Origin of the sequence: Caulobacter sp. D5 (genome assembly GCF_003185805.1) — a bacterium.
Taxonomy (GTDB): Bacteria; Pseudomonadota; Alphaproteobacteria; order Caulobacterales; family Caulobacteraceae; genus Caulobacter.
The window spans coordinates 1-10,139 of the sequence record NZ_QHJY01000108.1 but is presented as its reverse complement, the minus strand read 5'-3'; the positions used below and the strand labels follow the sequence as shown (position 1 = coordinate 10,139).

Here is a 10,139-nt window from a genome sequence, read left to right as displayed (position 1 = left end):
GGGGCGTTCTGTCTCGTCGAAACGGTATTCAAACACACAGCTCCGGGCGAGGCCCGGACGTCCCGCGCCCTCTCCATCCCCTCAGCGGTTTTCCGCGTGAGCGCGAGAAGTCGTGCGCCAAGACCCTCACCCTGAAGGGGGAGGTGGCCCGGAGGGCCGGAGGGGGAAGTTCCTGATGAGTCAGAAGTCGCCACCGACGGGAGCAATCACATCCCCCTCCGTCGGCTTCGCCGACACCTCCCCCGTCAGGGGGAGGGTCTGATGATCCTAAGCCGCCGTCTTCCGGCGGATCCGCGCCAGCCGCCGAAGGCGCCGCCAGAAGCGGGTCTTTTCCGGTTCGGGGTAGGGCTGCAGGTTCTTGAAGAACTCCTCGGCGCAGGCGCGCCAGGAGAAGCCTTCGGCGAACTTGCGCACCGTGGCGTGGTCGATGTCCAGGCAGGCCAGGCACGCCTCGCGCAGGCCGTCGGTCTGGCCGGGCGCCAGCACGCCGGCGCCGGAGCCCGGGATGATGTCGATGGGGCCGGGGGCCGAGAAGGCCGCCACCGGCACGCTGGCGGCCATGGCTTCCAGGATCACCAGGCCGAAGGTGTCGGTTAGGGACGGGAAGCAGAAGACGTCGGCGCAGGCGAAGTAGCGGGCCAGTTCGTCGCCGAACTTGGCGCCCAGGAACTTCACCTCGGGATATTTCTCGGCCAGCTCCTCGCGCTGGGGACCATCGCCGATGACGACCTTGGTGCCCGGCAGGTCGAGGCTGGCGAAGGCCTCGATGTTCTTCTCGACGGCCACGCGGCCGACATTGAGATAGATCGGTCGGGCCAGGCCCTCGAACAGGTCCGGCTCGTCCGGCAGGCGCGGCTTGAAGACGTCGGTATCGACGCCGCGCGACCAGGGCGAGATGTTGCGGAAGCCGTGGCGCACCAGCTCGTCGCGCATGGTCGGCGTGGCCACCATCAGGCGGCCCGACGGCTTGTGGAACCAGCGCATGTAGGTGTAGCCGGCCGCCAGCGGCAGCGGCAGGCGGGCCGAGACGTACTCGGGGAAGCGCGTGTGGTAGCTGGTCGTGAACGGCAGCTTCCACTCCAGGCAGATGCGGCGCGCGGCCAGGCCGATCGGGCCCTCGGTGGCGATGTGGATCGCCTCGGGCTCGAACGACTTGAAGCGCTCCTGCACCGGCTCGTAGGCGCCGATGGCGAGCTTGATCTCGGGATAGGTGGGCAGCGGGAAGGTGGGGAACTGGTCAGGGCTGACCACGTCCACCTCATGGCCCATGGCGCGAAGCTCGGCCATCACCTTGGTGAGGGTCCGAACCACGCCGTTGACCTGCGGCTCCCATGCGTCGGTGGCGAGAAGTATCCGCATCAGGCGGCGGCAGGCTCCGGCAACGGGGGCTCGACGGCGAGCGCCCGGGCCCGGTCGATCACCGACCAGGACCTCATCTTCGACCATTCGAGGATTTCGAGTTGGCCGTCCATATGCTCCACCAGAGCGGTGCAGCTTTCAACCCAGTCGCCGTCGTTGACGTAAAGAATACCGTCGATCTCTCGCATCTCGGCCTTGTGGATATGGCCGCAGATCACGCCGTCGACGCCGCGACGGCGAGCCTCGTCAGCGACGGCGGCCTCGAAGTTCTCGATGAACTGCAATGCGTTCTTCACCTTGACCTTCAGATAGGCCGAGAGACTCCAGTATCCGAACCCCATTCTCCGCCGCGCGCGGTTGAGCAAGGTGTTCAGCATGAGGATGGTTCTATAGGACCAATCCCCGAGGAAGGCGAGCCACTTGGCGTGCTGCACGACGCCGTCGAACTCGTCGCCGTGGACCACCAGGTAGCGCTTGCCGTCGGCCGCCTCGTGGATCACGTCGCGGGCCACGACCACGCCGCCGAAGTGGGTGCCGCAGAAGTCGCGGACCCGGTCGTCGTGGTTGCCGGGCACGTAGATCACCTCGACGCCCTTGCGGGCCAGGCGCAGGATCTTCTGCACCACGTCGTTGTGGCTCTGGGGCCAGTACCAGCCGCTGCGCAGCTTCCAGCCGTCGATGATGTCGCCGACCAGATACAGCCGGTCGCATTCGACGTGGCGGATGAAGTCGAGCAGCAGCTCGGCCTGACAGCCGCGCGTGCCCAGATGGATGTCGCTGATGAAGATGCTGCGATAGCGGCGGACTTCGATCTCGGCGGCCATGGCTCGGCTCTCCAGCGCTGTGCGGCGCCGCCCCCGCGACACCACTTCCCCAAGCGAGAACTGAGGGTGGCGGATAAGCTGATTGCATGTCGCTTTGATGAAACCGTCCGGGTTCGGCGTCCTTCGAGGGCGCGGCGAATCGCCCGGTGGTGGCCGAACGAGGGTAGGCGCCGTAGGGTCAGCCTCCCTTTCGACCAGTTCCTGCGCGTGCGGCAGGCGCGTCCGCGACGGCGCGACACCGGCCTCATCCCTTGTGTTCTTTGGGAAAACGGCTGTTGCAGCGCAGCATGCTCCGCACTAGATCACGCCCATGGACGCCGCCCGCCTCGCCAAGGACACGCCGAAATCGCTGAAGACGCGCGCGCGGATTCTCGATTGCGCCATGCGTCTGTTCGCCGAGACCGGCTACCATGCGGCCACCAACCCGGTGATCGCCGACGCCGCGGGCCTGACGCGCGGGGCGATGCTCTATCATTTCCCGACCCGCGAAGCCCTGGTCGAGGCGGCCGTGGCCCACGTCCAGGCCGCCCGCTCGGCCCTGTTCCGCGCCGCCGCCGACAGCATTCCGGCCGGGGCCGACGTCACCGAGCACGCTATCGACAGCTACTGGGACCTGCTTCAGAGCGAGCCTTTCCTGGCCTTCGCCGAGCTGGAGGCCGCCGGTCGCACCGACCCTGCCATCCAGGCCCTGCTGGCCCCGGCCCAGGCCGAGTTCGACCGCGCCCAGGCCGGCGACCACTTCCTGAAGATCCTGCACGCCGGCGCCGGCCCGCGCTTCCAGGCCAGCCGCGACCTCGCCCGCTTCATGCTCGAAGGCCTGGCCCGCACCACCCTGACCTACGACGGCGAAGGCCGCCGCGAGCGCCTGCTGATGCTGATCAAGCGCGCCACGCACATGCTCAACCGCAAGGGCGATATCCAGGACCTGTGGCCGGACTGATGACCCTCTCCCCGAAGGGGGAGGTGGCCCGGAGGGCCGGAGGGGGAAGTTCCCGCCGAATTGGATGAAGTCGCCGGCGAGCGTATTCACTGCCCCCTCCGTCGGCTTCGCCGACACCTCCCCCTTCAGGGGGAGGGTCACGTCGGGATCGGCAGCGCCGTCGTGAACTTGATCTGCTCCATGGCGAAGCTCGACGAGACGTCGCTCAACGGTGCGGTGGCGATCAGGCGTTTGTAGAAGCGGTCGTAGGCGGCGATGTCCTTGACCACCACCTTCAGCAGATAGTCGACCTCGCCGCTCATCCGGTAGAACTCGACCACCTCGGGCAGGGCCGAAGCGCCCTTGGCGAAGGTCTCCAGCCAGGCCTCGTCGTGGCGGCCGGTCTTTACCGCGACGAACACCGTCAGCGAGACGTCCAGGGCCTCGCGGTCGAGCAGGGCGACGCGGGCGGTGATCACGCCGGTGTCCTGCAGGCGCTTCAGCCGCTTCCAGCACGGGGTCTGCGACAGGCCCACCCGCTCGGCCAGCTCGGCGATCGAGACGGTGGCGTCTTCCTGAAGGATGGCGAGCAGGCGGCGGTCGATGGAATCGAGATCGATCATCTCTCAATTTCGGAATCTGGAGATTGAAGTTCTCCAAACCTGCGCGTTCGCCCGAAGTTCGACAATGTCTTTCTCGCCGCCGAGGCGCATCCTGGCGTCCTCCATCGAAGCAAGGGGACCTTTGATGCTCGCGCTGTTCACCCGCCATCCGCGCCAGGTCGGCGAAACCTATGGCGAGCATTTCGCCATGGCCTGGAGCTTCGGCCTGCCGATGGTCGCCGCGGGCCTGGCCTGCCTGGTCCATGGTCTGCTGCCCTTCCTGTTCGAGCGCACCGGCAGCGACTGCGTGAAGCGCCTGCATGCGCGGATGAAGGGGCGCGGGGCTCCAGCCGCCAGCGGCCCGATCGGCTACCAGGCGTTCGACGCCGCGATCTGACCCGACGATCCTTCGGTCGAGCCACGCCTTTTCCGGCGTTTCGTCCGTGGAAGGCGCGATTTCGAGGCGCGGCCGAAGATATGTCGTCTTTGCGGTCCGCCCTCTTGGCGGGGCGCCGATCCCCAGCCATGGTCCCCCGGCAGTCGGGAGGACGAGCATGAGTTTCTGGACGCGCCGCAAGGCGATCGACGGGGCGGCGGGCCATGGCGGCCATGAGCTGAAGAAGACCCTGAGCTGGCCGCACCTGGTGGCCCTGGGCGTCGGCGCCATCGTCGGCACCGGCATCTACACCCTGACGGGCGTGGGCGCGGGCCTGGCCGGGCCGGGCGTCATCCTGTCCTTCCTGATCGCCGGCGCGGTCTGCGCCTGCGCGGCGCTCTGCTATGCCGAGCTGTCGACCATGATCCCCGCCTCGGGCAGCGCCTATACCTACAGCTACGTCGCCATGGGCGAGCCGGTGGCCTGGGTGATCGGCTGGAGCCTGATCCTCGAATACACCCTGGTCTGCGCCGCCGTGGCGGTGGGCTGGTCGGCCCACGCCCAGGGGCTGTTCCGGATGATCGGCACGCCCGAGTTCCTGCTCGCCGGCCCGCACGCCGGCGGGATCGTCAACCTGCCGGCCGTGATCATCTCGATGGCGGTCGCCGGCCTGCTGGCGCTCGGCACCCGCGAGAGCGCCACGGTCAACATGGTGCTGGTGGTGATCAAGATCGCCGCCCTGGCCATCTTTGTCGCCCTCTGCCTGCCGGCCTTCGACGCCAGCCACTTCACCCCGTTCATGCCCAAGGGCTTCGCCGCCACGCCGGGTCCCGACGGGGTCAAGGTCGGCGTCATGGCCGCCGCCAGCCTGATCTTCTTCGCCTTCTACGGCTTCGACGCGGTGTCGACCGCCGCCGAGGAGACCAAGAACCCCAAGCGCGACCTGACCATCGGCATCGTCGGTTCGATGGCCGCCTGCACGCTGATCTACATGATCGTCGCCGCCGTCTCGATCGGCGCCTCGCGCACCGAGGTGTTCTCGGCCAGCGAAGCGCCGCTGGTCTTCATCCTCGAGAGCCTCAAGCACCCGAAGGTGGCCCAGGTCGTCGCCCTGGCGGCCGTCGTCGCCCTGCCGACCGTGATCCTGGCCTTCATGTACGGCCAGAGCCGCATCTTCTTCGTCATGGCCCGCGACGGCCTGCTGCCGCGCGCCCTGGCCCGGGTCAACGCCAAGACCGGCACGCCGGTGCTGATGACCCTGCTGACCGGCCTGCTGTCGGCCTTCCTGTCGGGCCTGCTGCCGCTGAAGGAGATCGCCGAACTGGCCAACGCCGGCACCCTGGCCGCCTTCATCGCCGTCGGCGCCTCGGTGATCGTGCTGCGCCGGCGCGAGCCGAACCGTCCGCGGGTGTTCTCGGTCCCGGCCTGGCCGGTCGTGGCCTCGGGCGCGATCCTCGGCTGCCTCTATCTGTTCGCCAGCCTGCCGGCCAAGACGCAGCTTTATTTCCTCTGCGCGCAGATTGTGGGCTTGCTGATATATTTCGTTTACGGCGTGCGCCGCAGTGTCCTCGCGAAAGGCTCGCCGCCGACGGTGTAAGCTCGGGCGCGGGGACGGGCTGGAGGGGTTCTGATGACCGACTTCGACCGTATCCTGCGCATCTGGCCCGTCGCCCTGGTCATGGGCGGCGCGCTCCTGGTCACCGGCTGCGGTGGAGGCGGGGGCGGCGGTGGTCCTTCGACAGGCGTGACGACGCCGGTCACGCCGCCCGCGCCGCCTCCACCCCCGCCGCCTCCGCCCAGCGTCACCAGCGCCGAATACACGCGCAGCTGGGGCCTGGCTGCGATCCACGCCAATACCGCCTATGACGCCGGCTACACTGGCGCCGGGATCACGGTGGCGGTGATCGACACCGGCGTCGATCAGTCCCAGGCCGATCTGGCCGGCCGGGTGTCGGCCGCCTCGACCGACATCGTCACCGGCCGCAACGAGCTGGCCAACGCCGACCGCCACGGCACCCGCGTGGCCGGGATCATCGCCTCCAACTTCAACGGGACGGGCACGATCGGCGTCGCCTACGGCTCGACCATCCTGTCGATCCGCGCCGACACGGCGTCGACCGATCCCGACTGCGAAGAGTGCATCTTCAACTCCAGCAACCTGGCGCGCTCGATCGACTACGCGGTCGCCAACGGCGCCAAGGTGATCAACCTGTCGCTCGGTGGCGAAACGCCGCTGGGCTCGGCCTTCGAGGCGGCCCTGGGCCGCGCCACGGCCGCCGGCGTGGTCATCGCCGCCTCGGCCGGCAACGAGGGCGAGGCCGATCCGGGCTGGCCGGCGCGCTACGCGGTCGACACCCGCTACCAGGGCTCGCTGCTGGCCGTCGGGGCGCTGTCGCAGAGCGGAACCCTGGCCAGCTTCTCCAACAAGGCCGGGGTGGCGGCCAACGGCTACATCGTCGCCCCCGGCGACCAGGTGATCACCGACTGCGACACGGCCGGCAGCTGCTGGCGGATCTCGGGCACCTCGTTCTCGGCCCCGCACGTGGCCGGCGCCCTGGCCCTGCTGCTGCAGGCCTTCCCCAACATCTCCGGCCGCGACGCGGTCTCGATCCTGCTGCGCACGGCCGCCGACCTCGGGACGACCGGGACCGACAGCACCTACGGCCGCGGCTCGCTCGACCTGACCCGCGCCTTCCAGCCGGTGGGGACCAGCAGCCTGGCCGTCGGCGAGGGCGAATCGGTCACGATCGACGCCAACGAGCCCGGGACCAGCCTCGCCGGGCCGTTCGGCCAGGCCCTGACGCGCACCGACGCGCTGAGCACGGTGCTGACCGACGATTATCACCGCCGCTTCGTGATCGACCTGGCCGGCTCCGTGCCGGGCGCGTCGCGCCGGGGCGTGGGCGACCTGCCGCCGCCGACCGCCTCCAGCGCGGTGGTTCTGGGCGGCCCGAGCCTGGGCGGCGCGCAACTGGCCTTCAGCGCCGAGGCGCCGCTGTTCGAGCCGACGCCCAACGCCAGCGCCCCGGACATGCTGCTGGGGCCCCAGCCCATGCGCTCGGCGCGGATGCAGGCGGCGTTCGGGCGCTTCAGCTTCTCGACCTGGAAGGGTGAGGGCGGCGCGCCGGCCCCGGCCGGTCCGGAAGGCCGCGACGCCTTCCGCCTCGTCGCCCGTCCCGACCAGACGGTGCAGGCGGCCGTGCGTGTCGGCCGCTTCGCCTTCAGCGCCGAGCAAGGCGAGGCCGTGCGCCGTCGCCCGATGCAGACCACCGAGATCAAGGCCTCCAGCTACGTCGCGGCCACCGGCCAGACCGCGCTCGCCGGCGGCGTGCTCAGCGTCACCGCCGGGACCCTGGACGAGCCGCTGGGTCCGCTGGGCTCGTTCCTGGCGCCGGGCTCGACCTTCGCCCTGCCGACCTCGACCCGCTTCACCGCCGCCGCCTTCGACCTGTCGCCGCGTCCCGGGGTCAGCCTGCGGGCCGAGGCCTCGATGGGGAGGATGTCGGCCCAGGGCGGGCTGCTGGGCCTGGACGGCGCGGTCAGCGGCGCCTGGCGGCTGATGGCGGCCGCCGACTGCGACCTGATCGGCTGGTCCTGCGCCCTGCTGACCTTCGAGGTCAGCCAGCCCCTGCGGGTCGAGCGCGGCCGGTTCACCGCCACCCTGGCCGACGTGCCGCTGTCCTATGACGACCCGCTGACCTACTCGACCCGCCGCTTCAGCGCCTCGCCCGACGGGCGCGAGATCGACCTGCGGCTGGGCATGGAGCGGTCGCTGGGCGGTGAGCGGCGGATCAGCGTGCGCGGCGGCGTGGCCCTGCAGCCGGGGCACGACGCCTCGGCCGATCCGGAACTCAACCTGGCGGCCACCTATCGGGCCCGCTTCTGACGGCTCTTCCATTCCCGCGGGCGGCGGGTACAGTCGGCGAATAAAACGATCGTTTGACGCGACGACTGACAGGAAGGAACCGCCATGGCCCTCGACCGCGAGACCCGCGACCAGCTGCTCGAGATGGTCGCCCGCTTCGTGGCCGAACGCTTGCGGCCGATCGAGGCCCAGGTGGCCGAGAACGATGCGGTGCCCGAAGGCGTGATCGCCGAGATGCGCGATCTTGGCCTCTTCGGCCTGTCGATCCCCGAGGAATACGGCGGGCTGGGCCTGTCCATGGAGGACGAGGCGCTGGTGGCGATCGAGCTGGGCCGCGCCTCGCCGGCCTTCCGCTCGGTGTTCGGCACCAATGTCGGCATCGGCAGCCAGGGCCTGGTGATGTTCGGCTCCGAGGCCCAGAAGGCCAAGTGGCTGCCGGGCATCGCTTCGGGCGAGACCGTCACCAGCTTCGCCCTGACCGAGCCGGAGGCCGGCTCCGACAGCGCCGCCGTGCAGACCCGCGCCACGCTGGACGGCGACGCCTATGTGCTGAACGGGACCAAGCGCTTCATCACCAACGCCGGCAAGGCCTCGCTGTTCACGGTGATGGCCCGCACCAACCCCGAGGCCAAGGGCGGCTCGGGCGTGTCGGCCTTCCTGGTCGAGGCCGGCCTGCCGGGGCTGCATGTAGGCAAGGCCGAGAAAAAGATGGGCCAGCAGGGCGCCCACATCCACGACGTCACCTTCGACAACGTGCGGGTTCCGGTCGAGAACCGGCTGGGCGCGGAAGGCGAGGGCTTCAAGGTCGCCATGCAGGTGCTCGACCGCGGCCGCCTGCACATCGCCGCCGTCTGCACGGGGGTCGCCGAGCGGCTGATCGCCGACTGCGTGGCCTACGCCTCCGAGCGCAAGCAGTTCGGCCAGCCGATCGCGAGCTTCCAGCTGATCCAGGCGATGCTGGCCGACAGCAAGACCGAGGCCCTGGCGGCCAAGGCCCTGGTGCTGGAGACCGCCCGCAAGCGCGACGCGGGCGAGGGAGTGACCCTGGAGGCGGCGGCCGCCAAGCTGTTCGCCTCGGAGATGGTCGGGCGGGTGGCCGACCGGGCGGTGCAGATCTTCGGCGGCGCCGGCTATGTCGCCGACTACGGCATCGAGCGTCTTTACAGAGACGTCCGGATTTTCCGGATCTACGAGGGCACCAGCCAGATCCAGCAACTGGTCATCGCCAGAGAAACCCTGCGTCGCGGCGGATAGTCGCAAGCACATCCGACGAGAGTGCGGCGGTATGACGCGCTCATAGCGGGAAAAGTTGTGCTGCCATTAACCATCAGCCGTGAGATTTAACCCCGATATTCAAGACCGGGGATACGGCAGATGAGCCAGGACTACGCACTGAATGACCGCGTCGCGTTCATGGGCCTGGATGACCGGGCCCGGGCGTCTCTGCGGGCGCTGCGTCCGCTCATCGAACGCGAGATCGGTCCGGCGCTGGCCGGCTTCTACGACAAGGTCAAGGCGACGCCCGAGACCCGCAAGTTCTTCGGCGACGAGCGCCACATGGATGCGGCCGGCTCGCGCCAGAAGTCGCACTGGGGCGTGATCGCCCAGGCCGAGTTCAGCGACACCTACGTCAAGGCCGTGCGCACCATCGGCGAGACCCACGCCCGCATCGGCCTGGAGCCGCGCTGGTACATCGGCGGCTACGCCCTGGTCAGCGAGCATCTGGCGCGGGCGGCGATCAAGGAGGCCTGGCCCAAGGGCTTCATGGCCAAGGGCGACGGCGCCGACAAGGCCGGCGACGCCGTCTCGGCCCTGATCAAGGCCGTGATGCTCGACATGGACTTCGCCATCTCGATCTATCTCGAGACCATCGAGAACGAGCGCAAGCGCCTCGAAGAGGTGCGCCAGGCCAACGAGCGCAGCCAGGCCGTGGCGGTGCAGGCCCTGGGCGAGGCGCTCGCCCGTCTGGCCGAGGGCGACCTGGCCTCGCGCCTCGACATCGAGGTCGCCGCCGACTTCCAGAAGCTGAAGGGCGACTTCAACGCCGCCGTCGCGACGCTGGAGGAGGCGATGGCCGCCGTGACCCAGGCCAGCGACGGCATCCGCATGGGCGCCGACGAGATCGGCGTCGCCGCCGACGACCTGTCGCGCCGCACCGAACAGCAGGCCGCCAGCCTGGAAGAGACCGCCGCCG

9 protein-coding genes are annotated in these 10,139 nt (G+C 69.5%); 6 read left to right on the top strand and 3 right to left on the bottom strand.

The features are described from left to right. Positions 1 to 267 precede the first annotated feature (267 nt). Together DMC18_RS08170 and DMC18_RS08165 are read right to left on the bottom strand one after the other, a co-directional pair. A complete protein-coding gene (locus tag DMC18_RS08170) occupies positions 268 to 1,359 on the bottom strand; it encodes a glycosyltransferase family 1 protein (protein WP_110118627.1) in 1,092 nt (363 codons plus the stop codon). Continuing rightward, entirely contained in the window at positions 1,359 to 2,183 is an 825-nt protein-coding gene (locus DMC18_RS08165; RefSeq protein WP_110118626.1) for a UDP-2,3-diacylglucosamine diphosphatase, read from the bottom strand. Before DMC18_RS08165 ends, DMC18_RS08170 begins: the two co-directional genes overlap by 1 nt. A gap of 310 nt (positions 2,184 to 2,493) precedes the next feature. Between DMC18_RS08165 and DMC18_RS08160 the strand changes: the two genes are divergently transcribed. After that, complete coding sequence (locus DMC18_RS08160) at positions 2,494 to 3,123, top strand: TetR/AcrR family transcriptional regulator (protein WP_110118625.1); 630 nt, start codon at positions 2,494 to 2,496, stop codon at positions 3,121 to 3,123. A gap of 137 nt (positions 3,124 to 3,260) precedes the next feature. Here DMC18_RS08160 and DMC18_RS08155 read toward each other — a convergent pair whose 3' ends face one another. Next, positions 3,261 to 3,725, bottom strand: coding sequence for an Lrp/AsnC family transcriptional regulator (locus DMC18_RS08155; protein ID WP_110118624.1), 465 nt, complete (start codon positions 3,723 to 3,725; stop codon positions 3,261 to 3,263). A 124-nt stretch (positions 3,726 to 3,849) separates the two neighbouring features. Here DMC18_RS08155 and DMC18_RS08150 point away from each other — a divergent pair, with 124 nt between their 5' ends. The 5 genes from DMC18_RS08150 to DMC18_RS08130 form a co-directional block, all read left to right on the top strand. Next, entirely contained in the window at positions 3,850 to 4,101 is a 252-nt protein-coding gene (locus DMC18_RS08150; RefSeq protein WP_110118623.1) for a DUF6356 family protein, read from the top strand. A 157-nt stretch (positions 4,102 to 4,258) separates the two neighbouring features. After that, positions 4,259 to 5,677, top strand: coding sequence for an amino acid permease (locus DMC18_RS08145; protein WP_110118622.1), 1,419 nt, complete (start codon positions 4,259 to 4,261; stop codon positions 5,675 to 5,677). 33 nt (positions 5,678 to 5,710) lie between these two features. Next, complete coding sequence (locus DMC18_RS08140) at positions 5,711 to 7,966, top strand: S8 family peptidase (protein WP_110132831.1); 2,256 nt, start codon at positions 5,711 to 5,713, stop codon at positions 7,964 to 7,966. A gap of 84 nt (positions 7,967 to 8,050) precedes the next feature. Then, a complete protein-coding gene (locus tag DMC18_RS08135) occupies positions 8,051 to 9,199 on the top strand; it encodes an acyl-CoA dehydrogenase family protein (protein WP_110118620.1) in 1,149 nt (382 codons plus the stop codon). Between the two features lie 120 nt (positions 9,200 to 9,319). Beyond that, a partial coding sequence (locus tag DMC18_RS08130) for a protoglobin domain-containing protein (protein WP_233248096.1) occupies positions 9,320 to 10,139 on the top strand: 820 nt, incomplete at its 3' end.

Coding starts and splice junctions, on each gene's coding strand:
- DMC18_RS08170 (WP_110118627.1), bottom strand. CDS start 1,359: ATGCGGATACTTCTCGCCACCGACGCATGGGAGCCGCAGGTCAACGGC.
- DMC18_RS08165 (WP_110118626.1), bottom strand. CDS start 2,183: ATGGCCGCCGAGATCGAAGTCCGCCGCTATCGCAGCATCTTCATCAGC.
- DMC18_RS08160 (WP_110118625.1), top strand. CDS start 2,494: ATGGACGCCGCCCGCCTCGCCAAGGACACGCCGAAATCGCTGAAGACG.
- DMC18_RS08155 (WP_110118624.1), bottom strand. CDS start 3,725: ATGATCGATCTCGATTCCATCGACCGCCGCCTGCTCGCCATCCTTCAG.
- DMC18_RS08150 (WP_110118623.1), top strand. CDS start 3,850: ATGCTCGCGCTGTTCACCCGCCATCCGCGCCAGGTCGGCGAAACCTAT.
- DMC18_RS08145 (WP_110118622.1), top strand. CDS start 4,259: ATGAGTTTCTGGACGCGCCGCAAGGCGATCGACGGGGCGGCGGGCCAT.
- DMC18_RS08140 (WP_110132831.1), top strand. CDS start 5,711: ATGACCGACTTCGACCGTATCCTGCGCATCTGGCCCGTCGCCCTGGTC.
- DMC18_RS08135 (WP_110118620.1), top strand. CDS start 8,051: ATGGCCCTCGACCGCGAGACCCGCGACCAGCTGCTCGAGATGGTCGCC.